The sequence below is a fragment of the Paenibacillus sp. N119s genome, from assembly GCF_059447605.1.
The window spans coordinates 20,843-42,681 of the sequence record NZ_JCAJRU010000008.1 but is presented as its reverse complement, the minus strand read 5'-3'; the positions used below and the strand labels follow the sequence as shown (position 1 = coordinate 42,681).

Annotated in this window: 24 protein-coding genes and 1 riboswitch; all 24 genes read left to right on the top strand. The window is 48.0% G+C overall.

All coding sequences use genetic code 11. The features are described from left to right. The first annotated feature begins 44 nt into the window (after positions 1-44). The 24 genes from AC5V8P_RS02345 (at position 45) to AC5V8P_RS02230 (ending at position 21,821) form a co-directional block, all read left to right on the top strand. The gene (locus AC5V8P_RS02345) at positions 45-536 is read left to right on the top strand and encodes a DMT family transporter (protein WP_064797776.1); all 492 of its coding nucleotides are present in this window, start codon (positions 45-47) and stop codon (positions 534-536) included. Between the two features lie 248 nt (positions 537-784). Then, entirely contained in the window at positions 785-1,882 is a 1,098-nt protein-coding gene (fni, locus tag AC5V8P_RS02340) for a type 2 isopentenyl-diphosphate Delta-isomerase (protein WP_064797777.1), read from the top strand. After that, the gene (locus tag AC5V8P_RS02335; RefSeq protein WP_064797778.1) at positions 1,879-2,370 is read left to right on the top strand and encodes a GNAT family N-acetyltransferase; all 492 of its coding nucleotides are present in this window, start codon (positions 1,879-1,881) and stop codon (positions 2,368-2,370) included. The genes fni and AC5V8P_RS02335 overlap by 4 nt, the downstream gene beginning before the upstream one ends. A gap of 151 nt (positions 2,371-2,521) precedes the next feature. Next, positions 2,522-3,622: a redox-regulated ATPase YchF gene (ychF, locus tag AC5V8P_RS02330; protein ID WP_064797779.1), complete on the top strand. Its 1,101-nt coding sequence runs from the start codon at positions 2,522-2,524 to the stop codon at positions 3,620-3,622. Positions 3,623-3,956: 334 nt separating this feature from the next. Continuing rightward, entirely contained in the window at positions 3,957-5,024 is a 1,068-nt protein-coding gene (gene prfA, locus AC5V8P_RS02325; RefSeq protein WP_063213847.1) for a peptide chain release factor 1, read from the top strand. Positions 5,025-5,027: 3 nt separating this feature from the next. After that, positions 5,028-5,927 carry a peptide chain release factor N(5)-glutamine methyltransferase gene (gene prmC, locus AC5V8P_RS02320; RefSeq protein ID WP_064797780.1) on the top strand — a complete coding sequence of 300 codons (900 nt, stop codon included), beginning with the start codon at positions 5,028-5,030 and terminating at the stop codon, positions 5,925-5,927. A gap of 75 nt (positions 5,928-6,002) precedes the next feature. Further along, a complete protein-coding gene (locus AC5V8P_RS02315) occupies positions 6,003-7,196 on the top strand; it encodes an FtsW/RodA/SpoVE family cell cycle protein (RefSeq protein ID WP_063213849.1) in 1,194 nt (397 codons plus the stop codon). A gap of 211 nt (positions 7,197-7,407) precedes the next feature. Next, a complete protein-coding gene (gene spoIIR / locus AC5V8P_RS02310) occupies positions 7,408-8,100 on the top strand; it encodes a stage II sporulation protein R (RefSeq protein WP_064797781.1) in 693 nt (230 codons plus the stop codon). Positions 8,101-8,280: 180 nt separating this feature from the next. Further along, entirely contained in the window at positions 8,281-9,564 is a 1,284-nt protein-coding gene (locus tag AC5V8P_RS02305) for an L-threonylcarbamoyladenylate synthase (protein WP_064797782.1), read from the top strand. Positions 9,565-9,706: 142 nt separating this feature from the next. Continuing rightward, the gene (locus AC5V8P_RS02300) at positions 9,707-10,267 is read left to right on the top strand and encodes a manganese efflux pump MntP (protein WP_064797783.1); all 561 of its coding nucleotides are present in this window, start codon (positions 9,707-9,709) and stop codon (positions 10,265-10,267) included. Positions 10,268-10,350: 83 nt separating this feature from the next. Continuing rightward, the gene (locus AC5V8P_RS02295) at positions 10,351-10,935 is read left to right on the top strand and encodes a low molecular weight protein arginine phosphatase (protein ID WP_063213853.1); all 585 of its coding nucleotides are present in this window, start codon (positions 10,351-10,353) and stop codon (positions 10,933-10,935) included. A 78-nt stretch (positions 10,936-11,013) separates the two neighbouring features. After that, positions 11,014-11,095: riboswitch (ZMP/ZTP riboswitch) on the top strand. A gap of 206 nt (positions 11,096-11,301) precedes the next feature. Continuing rightward, positions 11,302-11,889, top strand: a complete 588-nt coding sequence (locus tag AC5V8P_RS02290; protein WP_064797784.1) for a TIGR01440 family protein — start codon at positions 11,302-11,304, stop codon at positions 11,887-11,889. A 120-nt stretch (positions 11,890-12,009) separates the two neighbouring features. After that, a complete protein-coding gene (glyA, locus tag AC5V8P_RS02285; protein ID WP_063213855.1) occupies positions 12,010-13,260 on the top strand; it encodes a serine hydroxymethyltransferase in 1,251 nt (416 codons plus the stop codon). A 177-nt stretch (positions 13,261-13,437) separates the two neighbouring features. Then, positions 13,438-14,319, top strand: a complete 882-nt coding sequence (locus tag AC5V8P_RS02280; protein WP_063213856.1) for a carbohydrate ABC transporter permease — start codon at positions 13,438-13,440, stop codon at positions 14,317-14,319. Next, complete coding sequence (locus tag AC5V8P_RS02275; protein WP_063213857.1) at positions 14,319-15,155, top strand: carbohydrate ABC transporter permease; 837 nt, start codon at positions 14,319-14,321, stop codon at positions 15,153-15,155. The genes AC5V8P_RS02280 and AC5V8P_RS02275 overlap by 1 nt, the downstream gene beginning before the upstream one ends. A gap of 15 nt (positions 15,156-15,170) precedes the next feature. Next, entirely contained in the window at positions 15,171-16,436 is a 1,266-nt protein-coding gene (locus tag AC5V8P_RS02270) for an ABC transporter substrate-binding protein (protein ID WP_063213858.1), read from the top strand. 351 nt (positions 16,437-16,787) lie between these two features. After that, positions 16,788-17,417 (top strand): uracil phosphoribosyltransferase, encoded by a 630-nt coding sequence (gene upp / locus AC5V8P_RS02265; RefSeq protein WP_013312332.1) that lies wholly within the window; start codon positions 16,788-16,790, stop codon positions 17,415-17,417. A gap of 110 nt (positions 17,418-17,527) precedes the next feature. Next, positions 17,528-18,694 carry a non-hydrolyzing UDP-N-acetylglucosamine 2-epimerase gene (gene wecB, locus AC5V8P_RS02260; RefSeq protein ID WP_064797785.1) on the top strand — a complete coding sequence of 389 codons (1,167 nt, stop codon included), beginning with the start codon at positions 17,528-17,530 and terminating at the stop codon, positions 18,692-18,694. A 167-nt stretch (positions 18,695-18,861) separates the two neighbouring features. Beyond that, positions 18,862-19,119, top strand: a complete 258-nt coding sequence (locus AC5V8P_RS02255; protein ID WP_063213860.1) for an AtpZ/AtpI family protein — start codon at positions 18,862-18,864, stop codon at positions 19,117-19,119. Then, positions 19,116-19,496, top strand: a complete 381-nt coding sequence (locus AC5V8P_RS02250) for an ATP synthase subunit I (protein ID WP_063213861.1) — start codon at positions 19,116-19,118, stop codon at positions 19,494-19,496. The genes AC5V8P_RS02255 and AC5V8P_RS02250 overlap by 4 nt, the downstream gene beginning before the upstream one ends. Before the next feature lie 29 nt (positions 19,497-19,525). Next, positions 19,526-20,350 carry a F0F1 ATP synthase subunit A gene (gene atpB, locus AC5V8P_RS02245; RefSeq protein WP_063213862.1) on the top strand — a complete coding sequence of 275 codons (825 nt, stop codon included), beginning with the start codon at positions 19,526-19,528 and terminating at the stop codon, positions 20,348-20,350. A gap of 103 nt (positions 20,351-20,453) precedes the next feature. Then, on the top strand, positions 20,454-20,678 hold the full coding sequence (gene atpE / locus AC5V8P_RS02240) for a F0F1 ATP synthase subunit C (RefSeq protein WP_013373437.1): 225 nt from the start codon (positions 20,454-20,456) through the stop codon (positions 20,676-20,678). 112 nt (positions 20,679-20,790) lie between these two features. After that, complete coding sequence (gene atpF / locus AC5V8P_RS02235) at positions 20,791-21,279, top strand: F0F1 ATP synthase subunit B (RefSeq protein ID WP_063213863.1); 489 nt, start codon at positions 20,791-20,793, stop codon at positions 21,277-21,279. Beyond that, positions 21,276-21,821, top strand: a complete 546-nt coding sequence (locus AC5V8P_RS02230; RefSeq protein ID WP_063213864.1) for a F0F1 ATP synthase subunit delta — start codon at positions 21,276-21,278, stop codon at positions 21,819-21,821. Before atpF ends, AC5V8P_RS02230 begins: the two co-directional genes overlap by 4 nt. The last annotated feature ends 18 nt before the right edge of the window (positions 21,822-21,839 follow it).

Below are 21,839 nucleotides of genomic sequence, written 5' to 3'. Positions count from 1 at the left end.
AATAAATGCGGAACAATAAAGGGACTATCAAGGGAGAGTTAAATATGTTATTAGGACTTATATTGGCAATTATTGCAGGTGCTTTGGTCAGTCTGCAAACGATATTCAATAATAAGGTGAATGAGCGGACAGGTTCATGGGCCACCACGACATTGGTACTGGGAACGGGGTTCTTAGCTTCCTTGCTGGGGAGTCTTATTTTTGAAGGAAAAAATACATTTGCTTTACAGCATATGCAGCCGTGGTACTGGTTCAGCGGCATGATTGGTGTCGGCGTTGTGTTCTGTCTGGTGCAAGGAATGAAGCGACTGGGTCCCACCTATGCAATCTCCATCGTATTGACGGCACAATTGGGTACCGCCCTGTTATGGGATTCTTTAGGGTGGCTGGGATTAGAAAAAATTCCGTTTACCTTAAATAAGTTGATCGGTGTAATCGTCATTATCGGAGGTATTCTAGTATTCAAGCTTGGTCAAGGACGTACTAAGGAACCGCAAGAAAATACTACACCTATACCTGATTCGATGAAGGGCTAAAGGAGGCAGAAAAGCAGCACCTCAAGCAGGTACTGCTTTTTTAATCCCATAGGCGAGAAAAAATGTTTACGGTCGTGTATATATTTTTCCATCCATGATACAATGAAAATATCTTAAAATAACTGCTTTAAGAGCCTGATATTTGAAATAGGAGACAATAAATAGATCGGTTACCGTGTTCGGGAACGGTCTTATTTGTGCTTCATGAACCTGAAACAAACAGAGTGATTGGATGAGGTGAAACATAGATGAGCAATGCTGAAAATATAAAGGGATCATCTAACGACCCGGACAGATCCGGCTCTTTGTTGCCTGCGCAAACAGGTGAACGGAAAATTGAGCATGTCCGTCTTTGTCTGCAAGAAGATGTGGCCGGACATGGGATCACCAGCGGACTGGAGCGCTATGCTTTTAAGCACTGCGCTTTGCCTGAGCTGCATTTTGACGAGGTGCGTCTGGATACAACTTTTATGGGACGCGCTGTACGGACACCGCTGCTCATCAGTTCTATGACTGGCGGCAGCGCGGAGACAGGAGCGATTAATGAGCGATTGGCAGAGACCGCAGAGAGACGCGGCTGGGCGTTGGGCGTCGGCTCTGTACGAGCTGCGGTGGAAAAAGAAGAACTGGCTTCAACCTTTGCAGTCCGCCGTCTAGCGCCGAGCATTCCGATCCTTGCCAATCTGGGAGCAGTGCAGCTCAACTACGGATTTGGTGTGGACGATTGCCAACGTGCAGTGGAAATTGCCGGAGCGGATATGTTGGTGCTGCATTTGAACGGATTGCAGGAGATTTTCCAACCGGAAGGGAATTTGGATTTTAGCGGACTGCTTGATCGCATCAGGGAGTTGTGTCATCGTCTTTCGGTGCCTGTAGGTGTGAAGGAAGTAGGCTGGGGCATAGATGGCGAGACAGCATCGAGATTGTACGATGCAGGCGCCGCTTTTATTGATGTGGCTGGTGCGGGCGGGACAAGCTGGAGCCAGGTGGAGAAATTTCGTAATCCTGATCCTGTACGCCGTGCAGCGGCGGAGGCATTTGCGGATTGGGGCAATTCGACCGCTGATTGTATCGTGGAGGTTAGAGCAGCTCAGCCTAATGGCACTCTGATCGGTAGCGGTGGACTAAAAAATGGTGTCGATGCTGCGAAGGCACTTGCTTTGGGCGCTGACATGGCAGGCTTTGGTCGCTCTTTGCTTGGCTCGGCGGTCACCTCAAGCGAGGCGCTGGAAGCGCGATTGGAGCAAGTGGAGCTGGAATTGCGTACAGTCATGTTCGGCATCGGAGTAGCAGAGATTGAAGGTCTTAAAGATACGACCAGACTAAGAAGGAAGGTGAACGGATGAGTGGATTCATCAAGTTGGTTCCGATGAACGCCGAGCAGTATGAACGCTTTGAGCAGCGCTCGCTCGCGGATTATGCGGAGGAGAAAATCCAGGCAGGCACGTGGACGGTGGAAGAGGCACCGGAACGGGCAAAGGAAAGCTTTGCAACCTATTTGCCACAAAGGCTGGATACACCCCATGCTCACCTGTACATGCTTGAATATTCAGGTAGTGCGGGTCAGGGCCCGGAGGAAGTGGGATATATCTGGTTCAATATTACAGAAGGTACGCAGGGCAAAGAGGCCTTTTTGCTGGATATTCTCGTTTACGATTCATATCAGGGACGAGGTCTGGGTACGTTGACGATGCAGGCGTTGGAACAAGAAGCTCGGAGGCTGGGTGCGGTTCGCATCGGTCTGCATGTATTCGGGCATAATGAGCGGGCTTTGCATGTATATCGCAAGTCGGGTTATCGGGTTACGGATATCCAGATGAGCAAGGAAATCTAAATAAATATCTAAATAGGGTATAGGGATGCAGCAAAATCCTAAATTCACAGTCATATGCTTGCCGCATGTATAGGTTCTCCTATATAATGTGGGTTGGTAAACTGACAGATGGTATAACGCATATTTTATATAAACGGGAGTTGTTCTGATTATGGCTTTAAAAGCGGGGATCGTGGGCTTGCCGAACGTGGGCAAATCAACACTGTTTAACGCAATAACGCAGGCGGGAGCGGAATCCGCAAACTATCCATTTTGTACAATTGACCCCAATGTAGGAGTTGTTGAAGTACCGGATGAGCGGCTGGATAAACTGACTGAACTGGTAGTACCAAACAAAACGGTGCCAACGGCTTTTGAGTTTGTTGATATTGCTGGACTTGTACGAGGCGCCAGTAAAGGTGAGGGTTTGGGTAACAAATTTTTGGCTCATATTCGTGAAGTAGATGCCATTGTTCATGTGGTACGCTGCTTTGAAGATGAGAATATTACTCATGTGGACGGCAAAATTGACCCGATCAGCGACATTCAAACGATCAATTTGGAATTGATTCTGGCGGATATCGAAAGTGTAGACAAGCGCATTGAGCGTTCCCGCAAGAACATGAAGGGCGGTAACAAGCAGTACGCCCAAGAAGTTGAAGTGCTGGAGCGGATCAAGGAATCGCTGTATGCTGACAAGCCTGCACGTAGCGTAGAATTGACAGAAGATGAAAAGCTGATTATACGTGACCTTCATTTGCTCACGATGAAGCCTGTACTGTATGCGGCTAATGTCAGTGAAGATGGTGTAACGGAAGCGGACAGCAATCCATATGTGCAAAAGGTACGTGAATTTGCGATAGCGGAAAATGCTGAAGTGGTACCGATCAGCGCCAAAGTAGAGGCTGAAATTGCCGAACTGGAAGGCGAAGACAAGGCAATGTTCCTGGAGGAACTGGGGCTGGCTGAATCCGGTCTGAACCGTCTGATCAAAGCAGCTTACCGCTTGTTGGGGCTGTATACGTATTTTACAGCAGGTGTGCAGGAAGTGCGCGCATGGACGATTCACAAAGGAACCAAAGCACCTGGCGCTGCCGGCGTAATCCACTCGGATTTTGAACGCGGATTTATTCGCGCTGAGGTTGTATCCTATGATGATTTGGTCGCTGCTGGTTCTATGAACGGGGCCAAAGAACGTGGTCAGCTTCGTTTGGAAGGCAAGGAATATGTGGTGCAGGACGGAGACGTTATGCATTTCCGTTTTAATGTCTAGTATGCATTTCAGTGTATAGTACCAGTGTTTATATATAAACATATTAGGTAAATATATATGGGTTTCCTATATATATATCAGTTACGTAGTCGCTGCCTGTCCCGGGCGGCGGCTTTTTATTTGACTCGCATTTTTTTCTTAGTTGGAAGCTTGTTATACAAAGCGCTAAAAGAGATTTGGTGTATTCGACTTCAAGTGATTTGCGAATTTTTGCAAAAACCTAAATTAGCAAGTATTTTATGTAGCTAATTAATCGAAAAGTTGTTATAATAAAGAGCTGTAGCCAGCGAATTTATGCTGGTTTCATATTAATTTAACTGAAGAGGTGAATCGCTTGTTGGACCGATTGCAATCATTGGCGGACCGCTACGATAAACTGAGCGAACTGCTCTGCGATCCGGATGTGGCGAACGATAGCAAAAAACTTAGAGATTATTCCAAAGAACAGTCTGATTTACAGCCTGCTTATGAAGCATATACCGAATATAAAACTGTCGTTGAGGAGCTGGACGCTGCTAAAGCCATGCAGGCTGAAAAGCTGGACGACGAGATGCGTGAAATGGTCAAAATGGAGATTGAAGAACTGAGTGCCCGTAAGCGGGAGCTGGACGAGAAAATTCGTATTTTGCTGCTGCCGAAGGACCCGAACGATGATAAGAACGTTATTATTGAAATTCGTGGTGCTGCGGGCGGTGACGAGGCCGCGCTGTTTGCAGCGGACTTGTACCGGATGTACACCCGTTATGCAGATGCCCAAGGCTGGCGTGTAGAACTGATGGATGCGAACATGAATGACCTTGGAGGTTTTAAAGAGGTTATCTTCATGATTAACGGACGCGGTGCATACAGCAAAATGAAATTCGAAAGTGGCGCACACCGTGTACAGCGGATTCCGACTACAGAATCCGGTGGACGTATTCATACATCTACCTCTACGGTGTCCGTGATGCCAGAGGCAGAGGAAGTGGATATCGAAATTTTAGACAAGGATATCCGCGTGGATACTTTCTGCTCCAGTGGTGCGGGCGGTCAATCCGTTAATACAACCAAGTCGGCGGTGCGTGTAACGCATATGCCAACAGGTATTGTGGCAACCTGTCAGGACGGCAAGTCCCAGAACTCCAACAAGGAGAAGGCGCTGCAAGTTTTGCGTGCCCGTATTTCGGATATGATGCGTCAGGAAGAGGAAGCCAAATATGCAGGCGAGCGTAAGAGCAAAGTAGGTACCGGGGACCGCAGTGAGCGTATACGTACCTACAACTTCCCGCAAAGCCGTGTAACGGATCATCGCATTGGTCTGACCATGCATAAGCTGGATCAGGTGATGAATGGAGAGATCGAAGAAATCGTATCAGCACTCACCATTGCAGAGCAGGCTGATTTGATGGAACAAGAGGTTTAAGTTTTGGGGAACGAACGCGATTGTGTGTATCGGATGCCGCCGGAACGGAACATGAGTATCAGAGAAGCCTTAGTTGAGGCTTCTTCTTTTTTGGGAAGTTGCGGCGTGTTGGAGCCGCAGCATAATGCCCGCCTGCTGCTTGAACATGCGCTTGGGCTGGAGGGAACGAGATTCTACGCTGCATTGGGTGATCCGTTCCCTTCCTCCGTCAAGAAGGCATGGGAACGGATCATCGCCCGCAAAGCTGCGGGAGAACCGGTGCAGTATATTATCGGACGGCAGGAATTTTACGGCCGCCCGTTCGCAGTTTCACCGTCGGTGCTGATTCCGCGCCCTGAGACAGAATTGCTCGTCGAAGCGATACTTCAGCACGGCGACCGGCTGTGGTCAAGCGGCGCTCCGCACGCGCTTGACATCGGCACGGGCAGCGGCGCGATTGCCGTGACGCTGGCGGCTGAGCGGCCGCGCTGGCATGTGGCGGCGGGGGATATTTCAGCCGCTGCGCTCAAAATGGCGGCTCAGAACGCCGCTCATAACGGCGCATCCGTAGAATTCCGCGAGGGCGATCTGCTAAGGCCGTTTGCCGGCATGGCGGTGGACATCCTTGTGTCCAACCCGCCATATATTCCGGCTGCTGACATCGCTGGCTTGCAGCCGGAAGTGCGCGACCATGAGCCGCGGATGGCGCTGGACGGAGGTCCTGACGGGCTTGGCCCGTATCGGGCCATGCTAGAGCAGTTGGGACTCCTTCAGACTCCCCCCCGGCTAATCGGGTTTGAGCTGGGGATGGGACAGGCCAGAGACGTGGCTGATCTACTGGAACAGGCAGGTCATTGGAGGAATATTTTAATCATTCCTGACCTTGCTGGGATCGAGCGACATGTCCTTGGTGTCTCGGAGTAATGCTGCATTTTCTTTTTGCGAGTCTTTCCTTTAGAATAAGAGGAGTATGACCGAGAAACGGCTCAGGGGGAAATCATGCTTCAGAAATTGAAAAAAGTTGATGGTCCGGTTATTTTTATTCTGGTTTTGCTCATGGCGATTAGTATTATAACGGTATACAGTGCTGGTAGGGGGCCTACAAACCTGGCAGAACACGGCAACGATTACCAGAAGATGATCGGGTATTATATATTGGGCTTTGTAGTGATCTTGGGTTTAGCGATAGTCGATTTTCGGATATTCATTAAAAAAGCCTTGTATGTATATGGAGGCGGAATCTTTCTGTTGATTCTCGGCTTTTTTGGCGGGACGGTTAATAACTCTCAAGGGTTCTTGAAAATTGGCGGTTTGAATCTTCAGCCTGCTGAGGTATTCAAGCTGGTTCTTATCATTTTTTTGACGTACATGCTGGTTAAAAAACGCAAAAGCAAGCTGTATTTTGTTCAGGATGTGCTTCCAGTTGCACTGGTCAGCTTTGTCCCGTTTGCCATGGTCATGGCACAAAATGACTTGGGTAATGCGCTTGGTTACATTGTCATCGTCATTGGGATGCTATGGATTGGTAATGTGAAGGCATCCCATGCGCTGATCGGGTTTATCGTTTTTGCAGTCGCCGTTGGCGGGGGGATCAAAGCGTATATTTCGTTTCACGATGAGATTGATTCCTTTATGAAGGGGATTGGCCGTAGTCACTGGGTAGAGCGTTTGGACCCTTGGCTGGTACCGGATAAAGCAACCGCGAAGGCATCTTATCATACCAAAAATGCCAAACTGGCAATCGCTTCCGGCGGGATGATGGGTAAGGGCTTTTTGCAAGGAACCTCGGTACAGTCCGGGCGTGTTCCTTATACGTATGCGGATTCTATTTTTGTAGTTGTAGCCGAGGAGTTTGGATTCGTAGGTTCATCCGTTCTGCTATTGCTATATTTTATATTGATACATCGAATGATCCTGATTTCACTGGAATGCCGGGATCGGGCTGGCCCGTATATTATTGTCGGGATTGTGTCCATGTTGCTGTATCAGATTTTTGAGAATATTGGTGCGTTTCTGGGCATTATGCCACTTACGGGAATTACGCTTCCGTTCATAAGCTATGGGGGTACCTCGTTGCTTATTAACATGGCTAGTATTGGCCTGGTTATGAGTATTAAGGTCCATGGCCAAGAACTGGAAGATGACCTGCCGCAGCCTTCCAGAGTAAGCTTGACGAAGGCGAAAAAAGCTTAGTGCAGGTAATTGCAGCTAAAAGCTGATGGGTATTTTATGAGATGAAACGGTGAAATGAAAGAGTCCAGATTATGAAATCTGGGCTTTTTTTATATTTCTAGGTGACGATAAGTTTGCGATGCCCGATTTTTTAAGAGATTCATAGGTTTAGACTCTCCCAAACCGGACAGACTGATAGACATGATAGAGTTTGGGTTTGGGGGGAACGAAGATGAGCAGTTGGATAAAGCAAGTTGCAATGATACTCTTTTGTATTTCGATATTAATGATGTCTTGGGAAGGCCAAAAGACGGATGCTGCGATGACCACAGGGGCAAGAGGAGCTGTAACGTCTGGAGTGACCACTTCAGGATTGAAGGTCATTCCGCACGATTCCATTCGACTGCGTATTTTAGCTAATTCCGATCGTCCAGAGGATCAGTTGGTTAAGCGCGAAATACGGGACGCTATTGTGCAGCAGATGAATACATGGGTGGGTGAGTTGGACAATCCACAAAGCCTGAATCAAGCCAGAGTATTGATTGACGCACATTTACCTGAAATTGATCGTTTGGTAGGTGCTGAACTTGCTCGTCGCGGTATAGCGTATGCTCATCAGGTAGAGCTGGCAAGTGTACCTTTTCCGACGAAAATGTACGGGGGGCTTGTCTATCCGGCAGGGAATTATGAGGCGCTTCGTGTTACACTGGGGCAAGGAAAAGGACAAAATTGGTGGTGTGTACTGTTCCCGCCGTTGTGTTTTATTGATGCAGGTAGTGGTGAAGCAGCAGCGCAAACTGTATCGGCAAAAACGAATCATGGAGACAGTCGAACGAAGGGGAATGGGAAGGAGCCAGAAGTACGCTTTTTTCTGTGGGATGCCCTTACGGGGCTGTGGAGCTGGGTGAGTGGCTTGTTTGCCTAAGTGCTTCGCCAGAGCTGTGAAAAAGAGAACGGCGAGTGTAAGTTTCCCCATATGTTATAATGGAACTTACGATAGATATACAGATGGCAGAGCCAATTTGAACTGATTTGTTACAGTAGATTTTTAAGGATCAGGGAGATGCACTGGCCTGTATGACAATAAGATATGGGATGATCTAATATGAGCGATAAAGTGAATCAAATGCAAGATATGCACGCAGGTCTTGTGAAAAAGGAAAAAGCTGCGCAGAAGCAGGCGTTACAGCCTTCTCACACACACTGGTGGGACGTAAGGTGCTTGGTTCCTAAAGAAGATATGACTATATCAACTATATCGTCTGCTGAGGTGGAAAAAGCGGATTCCGTTGGTTCTGTGAACAACGCTGATGGGAATGGTTCTGACGGAGTTTCGGCTGGACAGGCTCCAATCGCTGCGGAAGAGGGCATACGAGAGGCCGCCCTACTTCTTCAGGCTGGAGAGACGGTAGCCTTCCCTACGGAAACTGTGTACGGACTAGGAGCTGATGCGCGCAGCACTAAAGCAGTGGAGGCGGTATTTGCTGCTAAAGGACGCCCTTCCGACAACCCGCTCATTGTCCATATTTCCGATGCTGCTCAATTAAACGGGATGGTAGCAGAAATAAACGATACAGCCCGAGCGCTGATGAATGCCTTTTGGCCAGGACCACTGACTCTCGTATTGCCAGTAGTGTCACAGGCACTATCATCACGTGTGACAGCCGGACTGGACACGGTCGGTGTGCGCATGCCAGATCATCCGATCGCGCTGCGCTTGATCACGGAGGCCGGTTGTCCGCTGGCTGCACCAAGCGCCAACCGCTCGGGAAGACCCAGTCCTACCTTGGCACAGCATGTGCTGGAGGACCTGGAGGGCCGCATCGGCGGCATTTTGGACGGAGGTCCCACGGGGGTGGGACTGGAGTCCACGGTAGTGCAAGTCGGTGACGACGGAACCGTCACCATTCTGCGCCCCGGCGGCGTGACGGCTGAACAGCTCGCTGCGGTTGCTCGCGCCGTCGTATTGGACCCAGCGTTGGCTGCCACACCGGGGCAGGACGCCGATAGCCTGGCACCGCGCTCGCCAGGCATGAAGTATACACACTATGCGCCGCGAGGCCGCTTGAGTGTGGTACAAGGCCCGTCGTCTGATGAAGTGACGGGCTGGATTCGCGCCGCGCTGGCGGAGGCTGCCGCGCGCGGAGAGCGCACAGCGGTGCTCGCGTTCGACGACCATGCCGCCGGCTATGCCGGAGAACGAGTCTACACGCTGGGCAGGCTGGACGCGCTTCATGAGGCGGCGCAACGTCTATACGGCGTGCTGCGCCGCTGCGATGAGGACGGCGTTACCTACATTTTGGCGGAAGCCTGTCCGCCAAAAGGATTGGGAGACGCCGTTATGAATCGACTGCTTAAAGCGGCAGGTCATCGAATCATCTGTCTGTAGCATCCGTAAAAAATGAAGCTTCTTCTTTTAATTTCTTCTCTTTCCTCGTCGCTGTTTCGGGTCTTTTCAGTGCCTGCTTGTACTGATTTGCCCCTTGTCCGCATAACGTGTACAAGAACAGACGGACAATGGAGGGATGGATATGCTGGCAGCCTCTGCCGATGCTGGGCAGGTTGTAACGATTCTGATCATGGCGGTAGCGCTAGGGATGGATGCGCTGTCGCTGGGCGTAGGGATCGGTATGAAGGGGATACGCCTGCGAGACGTGCTGCGCATCAGTATTGTGATTGGCTTTTTTCACATTCTGATGCCATTGCTGGGAATGTTCACAGGCCATTATATGAGTTCTTTATTAGGCCATGTGACGACCTATTTCGCAGGGGGATTACTCATCCTTTTGGGCGGGCATATGGTATATAACTCCTTTAAAGGGGACGGCGTACAGGTGTTGGATCATCGGTCGCCTTTGGGTCTTTTGCTATTTGCGCTTGGGGTGAGCATTGACTCATTTTCTGTAGGAGTGTCTTTAGGGATGTTCCAGAGTGATCTGGTACTGACTGTCCTGGCCTTTGGCTTTTGCGGAGGAGCGATGGCCATGCTGGGTCTGTTGCTGGGGCGCAAGGTCAGCCGCAATCTGGGGGATTATGGAGAAGCGGTGGGTGGTGCTATATTACTGGCATTCGGCTTTATGTTTATGTTTTGATTTTAACGTGGACAGTGTAAAATAAATACAGGATTTTAGTAATCCTCTGTTTATATATTTTTAACATACGGGGGGTGAAGGCGTTGAAGAATATTTTATTTGTATGCACAGGGAACACTTGTCGCAGTCCAATGGCTGAGGGGATGCTGCGTAAACTAGCTGCTGAGCATGGATTGGAACTGGACGTGCGTTCTGCGGGAGTAGCTGCGATGGAAGGCACGCCGATATCCCGACATGCAGAGGCGGTTCTGCGTGATCACGATATTACCGATCAGATCACTTCAACCCCTTTAAGCGACGGGCTTGCCGAGTGGGCACATCTGATCTTAACCTTGACGCAAGGACATAAACAGCATGTCGTTCAGCGGTTTCCCCAAACGGCGGGCAAAGTATTTACGCTTAAGGAATATGTGGAAGACCGGGAAGCAGTGCTGAATGATGTACAGGAGTTAGATGGCTTGTATGCTTCACAGCAGTTGATGGCTTCATTGGGACAAGAGCTATCGGCGGAGGAACGTGAACGTATAATTGAATTGCATCAACGGATTCCGGGCTTCGATATCTCAGATCCGTTTGGCGGTTCGCGGGAGGACTACGATGTTACAGCAGCGGAAATCCGTACGGCTTTGCATAAGTTGTTGGACAAGTTAAAGGGTTCTTCCGAATGAAATAGGCACTATCCCTCTATTTTGTACGGAATTTGTTGATTTTCAGCAGCTAATCCGTTAAGATAAGGTGGAAAAATGAGCATCCGGTGTAACTGGCGACAAAAGTGGGATTAACCACGGTGGAGCATCGGATATACGGCCGGTCGCCTGGGCAAAAGAGCAATTCCACATAGGTGTGGACTGCTCTTTTTTCGTATACGAGCTACAGCAGATTTTCTGTTGTCTTCTTGTTCTTCCATTTTTTCTGCTCGAAATCTGAAACATCGGCTATAATATAGTCAGATTGTGATCAGGAGAGAGTGTGTTGAACTCGGGGCATAGACCATGCCTAGTCTCTGAGAGGCTGTTCAACCAAAGGAGGTTCCAATGGTAGAACAATTGGATCATGAGATTTCACTCGAAGCACAGACCGCTTCTGTCGTGGGGGAAATTGCAGAGGCAGCCAGTCTCAAAGCGGGTCGCCTGCTGGTTATTGGCGCAAGCACGAGTGAAGTGGCTGGAAGTCGCATCGGCACGGCAGGGGCGCTCGACGTGGCTCAGCAAGTGTTGTCTGGAGTAGAGTCCGTTCGCAGAGAGTATGGCTTTGATGTGGCGTTTCAATGCTGTGAGCACTTGAACCGAGCGCTGGTTGTTGAACGTTCTCTACTGGAACGATTAGGACTGATGGAGGTTGCGGCCGTTCCTGTTCGTACAGCAGGGGGGTCTATGGCTACCGTTGCCTATCGTTCTATGGACGATGCGTGTCTGGCAGCGAACGTACAGGCTCATGCCGGGATAGACATCGGCGAAACGCTGATTGGCATGCATCTGCGCCCGATTGCCGTTCCGTTTCGCCCAAGCCTTCGCTGGATTGGTGAAGCACGTGTGACGGCTGCGTTCACTCGTCCTCCACTTATTGGCGGACAACGGGCAGTGTACAGTCTGGAACAAGAAGCCGGCGGAAACTGCGATTAGCATTTGGCATGTCGGCATGTTTGTACTGATTTCTTTGCATTGATGATGAGGTACCCAACAGAGGAGCAGGCATTTGCTTGTATGCCCAACAATTTGACCATGGAGAGGGAGTAATCAATCATGATGGAACATCTGCGTAAAAGTGACCCGGCAGTGATGGAAGCAATGGGGCTTGAACTCAAAAGGCAACGCCACAATATCGAGCTGATCGCATCCGAAAACATCGTCAGCGAAGCAGTAATGGAAGCCATGGGCTCCGTGCTTACCAATAAATATGCTGAAGGTTATCCGAACAAACGCTATTATGGTGGCTGTGAGCATGTCGATGTCGTTGAAGATATTGCACGTGATCGCGCGAAAGAACTATTCGGTGCCGAGCATGCGAACGTGCAGCCTCACTCTGGAGCACAAGCTAATATGGCGGTATATCTGGCTGCTCTTCAACCTGGTGATACTGTACTGGGTATGAATCTGGCGCATGGCGGCCACTTAACACACGGAAGCCCGGTTAATGCCTCCGGCTTGTTGTACAACTTTGCCGCTTACGGTGTGCGTGAAGACAACTTCCGCATCGACTACGATGAAGTGCGCAAAGCAGCTTTCAAGCACCGCCCTCGTCTGATCGTAGCTGGTGCAAGTGCATATCCGCGTACTATTGATTTTGAAGCTTTTGCTTCTATCGCTAATGACGTAGGTGCGTTGTTCATGGTGGATATGGCGCATATCGCTGGTCTCGTGGCAGCAGGAATCCACCCAAGTCCAGTTCCTCATGCCCAATTTGTGACAACAACGACACACAAAACGCTGCGTGGTCCGCGCGGGGGTCTGATTCTGACCCGCAAAGCATGGGCGCAAGCGATTGATAAAGCTATCTTCCCGGGTACTCAAGGCGGACCACTGATGCACGTGATCGCATCCAAAGCGGTTGCTTTGGGTGAAGCGCTCCAGCCATCATTCAAAACCTATGCGCAAAACGTAGTTCGCAACGCACAGGTGCTGGCCGAAACACTACTGGCAGAGGGGATTAACATTGTATCCGGGGGTACGGATAATCACTTGATGCTGCTGGATACACGTAATTTGAATATTACAGGTAAAGAAGCGGAGCATGTGTTGGATTCCGTGGGGATCACGGTCAACAAAAACGCCATTCCGTTTGACCCAACAAGTCCGTTCGTTACCAGCGGCATCCGTATTGGTACACCTGCTGCAACTTCTCGTGGTATGGATGAAGAGGCTATGGTTAAGATTGGTAAAATTATTGCGGACACCCTTAAAAATCCAAAAGATGACACGGTATTGTCCAAAGCAAGCCAAGCGGTTGGCGAGTTGACAGATAAGTTCCCGATCTATCCAGGAACGCAATACTAATTCGTCGTCATTTCATATTCTTTATGTTTATAAGGCTTTTTCCCTTCCATTCGTGGAGGGGAAAAGGCCTTTTTTTTGATTTCAAACGACTCGGAACCTGCGTTTTTGGGTAATAAGCGATTACAGTAAGGATTATGCGCATTTTCCTTCAAGATCTACGACAAAGGAGTGATTGCATTGAGTCAAAGAAAATCCGCGCAATTATTGCAGCAGCTCATATTTGTGGGACCGATGGCGTTGTTTTTCGTCTTGATTATGGTCATTCCGTTTCTGCTGGGGCTTTATTATTCCATGACGAACTGGGATGGCGTATCTGAACATGTCCGATGGCTCGGGCTAGGGAATTACATTCATATTTTTAGAGATGATCCAGATTTCCGTAATGCTTTCTGGTTTACGGTCCGTTTTACCGTATGTGTCGTCATTCTAACGAATCTGGTTGGCTTTTTCCTGGCCTATGCGCTTACAAAACCATTGCGTACCCGCAATGCACTGCGAACGGTGTTTTTTATGCCTAATATGATCGGCGGTTTGCTACTCGGCTTTATCTGGCAGTTTATATTTGTACGCGGTTTTTCTGCGGTGGGCGAGGCGACAGGGCTTTCCTTTTTCAAATTGCCGTGGTTGGGTGATGGACCGACTGCTTTTTGGGGGACTGTGATTGTATTTGTGTGGCAGTACGCAGGTTATCTCATGGTTATTTACATATCCTCTCTAAATAATGTCCCGCACTCCCTTATTGAATCGGCGCAAATCGACGGTGCGAGCCGTAGACAGATTTTGCGCCATATTGTGGTGCCGCTTATTATGCCAGCAGTGACCGTCTGCTTGTTCCTAGCGATATCCTGGTCCTTTAAAGTATTTGAGTTGAATTTGGCTTTGACAAAGGGGGGACCGTTCAAGGCGACAGAGTCTGTAGCGTTGGATATATATAATGAAGCGTTTACAAATAATCGACTTGGATTGGGGACTGCCAAGGCTATGATTTTCTTCGTGGTCGTTGCGATCATTACCAGCATTCAGGTGCGTCTCACGAAGAAAAAGGAGGTCGAAATGTAATGGGAAAAACATCGAACTATCGTTTAAGCACACGGGTAGCTGAAATATTACTTATTGTGGTTGGGTTGGTCTTTCTAGTTCCGTTCTACTTTTTGCTTGTGAACTCCGTTAAATCTTTTGGAGATATTTTGGCCCATTCCGCATCGTGGCCGATAACCTTCCGTTTTGAGAACTATGCTAATGCCTGGAATAAAATAAACTTTCCCACCGCACTCGGGAATTCCCTGATCGTCACGATCGTCAGCAATGCGCTTCTGCTGCTGATCAGCTCGATGGCCGCCTACCAAATGGTTCGGCATGACACTTTTTTTAATCGGTTCCTGTTCGGTTTGCTTGTGGCCGCGATGGTCGTGCCTTTCCAATCGATTATGTTGCCGCTTATGGAAGTGTCCAATGTGTTAAGCCTGAACAACAGCATACCAGGACTGATTTTGTGCTATTTGGGTTTTGGAGCGCCTCTATCGGTGTTTCTGTTTCATGGTTTTATTAAAACCGTGCCTATTGAGGTCGAGCAAGCGGCAAGAGTGGACGGGTCCTCTCGTTATGGGGTGTTCTTTCGCATCGTTTGTCCATTGCTGCTCCCTATGTTCGTGACCGTACTTATTTTGAACACGTTATGGATCTGGAACGACTATCTGCTGCCTTCACTCATTTTGAACGACCCTGAGCTGCGTACGATTCCGATTGCGACCTATATGCTGTTTGGTCAATATACCAAGCAATGGGACTTGGCACTGCCGGCATTGGTACTTGGAATCACGCCAATCGTTGTCTTTTTTCTGGTGATGCAAAAATATATCGTTTCTGGCATTGCAGCCGGAGCGGTTAAAGGCTGATGGGAGGGATATCGGATGAAAAAGACAGTGTTGCTTGTCATCTCCCTGATGTTGTTGCTCACATGTATGCTTGCAGGTTGTGGTAATACGAAGGCTCAACAGACTGGGACTAAAACGATACACATTTATCAATTTAAAGTGGAGATTTCGGAGCCGTTGAACAAGCTGAAGGCTGAATATGAAAGAACGCATCCTGGCATCAAGCTGGATATCCAATCTGTCGGTGGTGGGACGGACTACGGTGCCTCGTTGAAGGCTAAATTCGCCTCAGGCGATCAGCCGGACATTTTCACAAATGAAGGCTACCAGGATCGCGATACGTGGTTTGAGTACTTGGAGGATTTGTCGGATCAGCCATGGGTGAAGGACCTGGATGATTTTGCTCGTAAGCCAATGACAGTTAACGGCAAGATGTATGGACAGCCTATGAACCTGGAGGGATTTGGTTTTGTCTATAACAAAGATTTGTTTAAAAAAGCGGGTATCACCAAACTGCCTCAGACGATTGATCAATTGGAGGAAACGGCCAAGCAACTGAAAGCGTCAGGGATTATCCCTTTTGCTAACGGCTATGCAGAGTGGTGGGTTCTGGGAAACCATTTTATCAATATCCCCTTTGCCAGACAGCCAAACCCGGAAAGCTACGTTGCCGATTTAAATAAAGGAACTGCTCGCATCCCTGGTAACACCGTGTTTGATCAGTGGGTGAAATTGCTTGACCTGACTTTAAAATACGGAAATCCTAATCCGCTCACGACAGACTACAACACACAAGTGACCCTGTTTTCGACAGGCAAGGCTGCTATGATGCACCAGGGAAACTGGACGCAGCCGCAAATAGATGGAATTAATCCTAACTTGAATTTGGGTATTCTTCCTACACCTATAGACAATGACTCCTCCGCTGGAGACAAACTCGCTGTGGGAGTGGCCTCGAACTGGGTGGTCAATAAAAACTCACCTGTGAAGCAGGAAGCAAAAGAATTTCTCAACTGGCTGGTCACATCGGAAACCGGCAAGCATTATATCACCAAGGAGTTTAAGTTCGTTCCCGCTTTCAAAAGTATCAAGTCCAGTGACGAGACCACAGGTGATTTAGGTGCGGAAATATCCCGGCATGTGAGAGAAGGCAAGATATGGAGTTGGAACTTCCAGCGCTTCCCGAAGGGGTTGAATCAGGATTTAAGCAGTAGTATGCAAGCCTATATTGCAGGAGTTATTACGAAAGACGAAATGCTTCAGCAATTTCAGGAAGCATGGGACAATCTGAAGTATAGGTAAAATATGCTGCATGGGGATGTAGAGACTATACCTTAGGTGGGAAACTTGAAGCTGAAAAGGCTTTGACGGTCAAGGGCCGTCAGAGCCTTTTTGATGTGATTTTATATGACAAAAGTCACACGAAATGGGGCCTGCCAAGTATTTTGCATGTCATATCTTTCCCTTGACAAAAGGTTGTGGTGGCAGGTGTTAAATCAACCAAGGGAATGTTATAATAAACAGGATTTACAGGCACGCATTGCATCTGTGCTTATTTGGTTTGTACAAATAGGTTACATAGATCCTTTCGAATCAGGATGTTCGATGTGCTGATGCGGAAGAACGTGACGATAATACCGGAGGGAATATATCATGGCAAAACTGGTGGTTTGCGATCACCCTTTGATCCAACACAAACTTACATTTATCCGCGATGTGCGGACCAACACGAAAGATTTCCGCGAATTGGTTGATGAAGTAGCAACATTGATGGCTTATGAAATTACAAGGGATATACCACTGGAGAGCATTACGGTGCAGACTCCAGTTGCTGAAACAGAAGGTAAAGTGATTTCTGGTCGTATGCTGGGCCTTATTCCGATTTTGCGTGCAGGTTTAGGTATGCTGGATGGTGTCGTAAAGCTTTTGCCAGCCGCAAAGGTAGGGCATGTGGGGTTGTTCCGTGATCCTGAGACATTGCAACCAGTAGAATATTATACGAAGCTGCCTACGGATGTAACTGAACGTGAATTGATCGTGATTGATCCCATGCTGGCAACGGGCGGGTCGGCGATTGCAGCGATTGATGTGTTGAAAAAAAGAGGCTGTACTCAAATTAAAATGATGAATCTGATTGCCGCTCCTGAAGGAGTGAAAGCTGTGCAGGATGCGCATCCTGATGTGGACATTTATGTCGCTGCACTGGACGAGCGTTTGGATGATCATGGTTACATTATTCCAGGCCTTGGAGATGCGGGCGACCGCTTGTACGGAACTAAGTAGACTGCTTTTGGCAATTTGGCACCATCTATGGATGCTAAGATAGAACATATATCTGGATCACAGAAGATCTGGGAAGCAGACGTCTATTATGAAAAGGGGTTCAACAGAAAATGTCTAAAATCAAAGTGATGACCATTTTCGGTGTGCGTCCGGAAGCGATTAAGATGGCTCCTCTTATCTTGGAGCTTCAGCGTCATCCGGAGCATATCGAGTCCGTGGTATGCGTTACAGCTCAACATCGCCAGATGCTTGATCAGGTTCTGGAGGTTTTTAATATTCACCCTGACTATGATCTGGATGTAATGAAGGATCGCCAGACCCTCAATGAAATCTCGATACGTGTACTTCAAGGTCTGGAGCCTGTATTGCGTGAGGCCAAACCTGATATTGTGTTGGTTCACGGCGACACACTGACGACTTTCCTGGCCAGCTATGCGGCCTTTATGCAGCAAATTGAAGTAGGGCATGTGGAAGCAGGTCTGCGGACGTGGAACAAGCTTTCTCCATATCCAGAAGAAATGAATCGTCAGCTCACAGGCGTGTTGTCCGATTTGCATTTTTCACCTACTTCTTTATCAGCTGGCAATTTGCGGAAGGAAAATAAACCTGAATCGCGAATATATGTAACAGGTAATACAGTTACAGATGTCTTTCAGTATACAGTTCGCCAGGACTACGAGCACCCTGTACTGGACTGGGCACAGGGCAAACGCCTGATTCTCATGACAGCACATCGCCGGGAGTCCCAAGGGGAACCACATCGTCAAATTTTTAACGCAGTTAAGCGGATCGCGGATGAGTTTGAGGATATTGCAATTGTTTACCCAGTTCATCCGAGTCCAGCTGTGAAGGAACCTGCATTTGAGATTTTAGGCAACCATCCGCGTATTAAGCTGATTGATCCGCTGGATGTCGTGGATCTGCACAATTTTTATCCACACACGCATCTGATTCTTACGGATTCTGGTGGTCTTCAGGAAGAGGCGCCTTCGTTCGGAGTACCTGTTCTGGTGCTGCGTGATACGACCGAGAGACCGGAAGGAATCGAAGCGGGTACCTTGGAGCTGGTGGGTACAAGTGAAGAGAATGTGTACAATCGGACCAAGGCTCTTTTGACAGATGCTGCATTGTATGAGTCTATGAGTCAGGCAGCGAATCCTTACGGTGATGGACAGGCATCAGTAAGAATTGTCAATGCGATTCTTCACCATTACGGTGTTCAAACAGAACGTCCTGAGCAATTTCACACAATGTTCACAAAAGGTGTTCGTCCGTAATTATTAATCTTTACAAGGTAAGCATACAGTTAAACTGTACGGTTACCAAGGGATACAGCATTTTAAGATGCTTTGTCGACTGATTTTTATACTTTAGGGCGCTAAAATATCTCAATTGACAAAGCATCTTATATTTAAGTAAAATGGACTGGAATTGCAGGGGTGACATGAGAAAAGTGGTCAAACCTTCCAAGCAAAACAACAACCGAAATAACACCGGAAACGCCTTTAAAGCTATAGGACTGGTGAGCGCGATCGGCATTGATTTGACGGTATGCACACTGGGTGGTTTCTATGCCGGAAAATGGCTTGATGCCAAACTTGGTGGATCTGGGATCTGGACTGGCGTAAGCGTTCTCGTAGGCTTGGTTGTAGGCGCATTGAGTATTGCCCTTGTGATCGGAAAGGTACTGAGGGATAAATGAATGAGATGACCCGAATGCAAAAGATGTTATGGATCGTAGCGCTTATGATTATGGCTCTATGTTTCCTGGTCTCCGCCTTCATGCCCCAACATCGTGACATTGCTCACGGAATCATTCTGGGAACGGGAGTAAGCTGTCTAAATGTGCTACATATGGCCTACAAGATTCGACAGGTTGCGAGTGCGGCTGCCGGTGAAGGAAAGAAGAAAAGGGTGGGAATTGGCTTTGGCGTTCGATTAGCGACCTCAATTTTGGCAGTGGTGCTGGCTATGGAGTTTCCAGCCTATTTCCATGAGATCGCTGTAATGGCAAGCCTGGTGACTGGACAATTTCTTCTTCTAATTATAGGCATCATATTCACACTACAGGAAAAATAATGGCTCAACTGAGAAAGGGGTGAGAAAACATGTTGCATGAATCACCGATTATCGAATTGGGCGGGTTTAACATTGACTTGTCCGTCATTATTATGCTTATTGTGACTTGCGCGATTGTATTTGGATTGGCATTTGCTGCAACACGCAATCTGTCTGTGGACAATCCGAGCAAGCTGCAAAATTTTATGGAATGGGTCGTAGAATTCGTTCAAGGACTGATCTCCAGCACAATGGATTTGAAAAAAGGGAAGCCATTCCTCTCCTTGGGGATGACGCTGATCATGTTCATTTTCGTGGGCAATATGCTGGGGTTACCGTTCGGGATTGTGACTGAATTCGATAATGTGCAGAGTGCCCAAGTATTTGGACATGAAATCATTCCAGTGAAAGAAGCACTAGAACAAGCACAGGCGTCTCACCCAGGCGAAGCTGCCCATGTAGGTATCAGCTGGTGGAAATCACCTACCGCAGATGCAGGGGTGTCCATTGGACTGGCATTGATGATCTTTGTTCTGGTTCATTTCCTGGGGATCTTCCGTAATACGAAAGCTTACTTCAAGCATTACGTTCAGCCATTTCCGTTCTTTTTGCCAATTAACTTGATTGAGCAGTTCTCAAAACTATTAACACACGGTATGCGTCTGTTCGGTAATATTTTTGCCGGCGAAGTTTTGATAAGTGTTCTGTTGAAAATGACAGCACTTGGTGTGGGAGGTATGGTTGCTTCCGTATTGGGACTCGTAGTCTGGCAAGGATTCAGTATTTTTGTCGGTAGCATTCAGGCGTTCGTCTTCACCATTTTGACGTTCGTATATATATCACAGGCAATTGACACACATGAAGAAGAACATTAGGTAAATTATGTTTCAGTTTTAAGTTAAGTTCAGGAGTACGCTTCGCGCTTAACTGCAAATACATGTACAATACAAATACACATCTCTAAGGAGGATTTTTAAAATGGGAGCTTGGGCATTAATAGCAGCAGCTATCGCAGTAGGTTTGGGTGCGCTTGGCGCAGGTATTGGTAACGGTCTGATCGTAAGTAAAACAGTTGAAGGTATCGCTCGTCAGCCAGAGGCGAAGTCCACCTTGCAAACTATTATGTTTATCGGTGTAGGTCTGGTCGAAGCTCTACCTATTATCGGTGTCGTTCTGGCATTTATTTTTTACGCTAAGGCTTAATGAATTGAACTAAGCAAGGTTTGGCGGGGAAGGCACAGCCATCCGCGCCTTCTTTGTTCGTTTGAACATGAAAGATCCAGAACCGACGTTCACCGGAAAGGAGTGACTTCAATTGAGTTTAAATTGGACAAGTATCGTTTTCACTATCATTGCATTTTTGATCTTGTACTGGTTACTGACGCGCTATGCATTTGGCCCTCTCTTTTCCGTAATGGAAAAGCGGCGTCAACTCGTATTACAGCAAATGAATGAGGCGGCACAAACGCGTGAACAGGCTGCTGCTTATGTTGAAGAGCAAAAGCAGGCTCTCCAGCAAGCGCGCAAGGAAGCCTACGATATTATAGAGCAATCAAAACAAACAGGTAACAAGCAAGCGGAACAAATTATTATTCAGGCTAAAGACGAAGCTGTCCGCCTGAAAGACGAAGCTGTTCGTGAAATCACAAGCGAGCGTAATAAGGCAGTTGCCGAATTGCGTAGCGAAGTGGGTAAAGCTTCGGTACAAATTGCTTCCAAACTGATTCAAAAGGAAATTAAGGAAGACCAAGTCCAGGGAGAGCTTGTCGACCAATACCTTAAAGAGGTAGGAGGCAAAGCATGAGCCGAGATACGGTAGTTGCCAAACGGTATGCGAAAGCTTTGTATGAAGTAGCAGAGCAGGAACAGACCATTATGGAAACCGAACAGGAGCTACGTGCTTTTGTAGAAGCTGTATCGGGGGATGCTGAAATCCGTAAATTCATTAATTCTCCTAACATTACGGAAGCAGTCAAGCTTCAGGTACTGGCTAGCAATTTTGAAGGCAAGTTGTCTGCGTCGCTGATTAACACGATTAAGCTGTTGATTCAGCGCAGCAGAGCAGATTTGTTCGAATCTCTCCTGGCCGGATACCTTGAGATTCAGGAATACAAGCTGGGAATTGCCCATGCTAAGGTGTATTCGACGTATGCTTTAAGTGATCAGGAAAAAACAACGGTAGCCGAAGAATTTGGTGCCCGTGAACATAAAACAATCCGTGTGGAAAACATAGTGGACCCGAGTCTGCTGGGCGGATTGAAAGTGGTTATCGGCGATACACTGTACGACGGCAGTCTGGCCGGCAAGCTGGATCGTCTTGAGAAATCCTTTAACAGACGAGTATAGAAGATAGGGGTGAACACA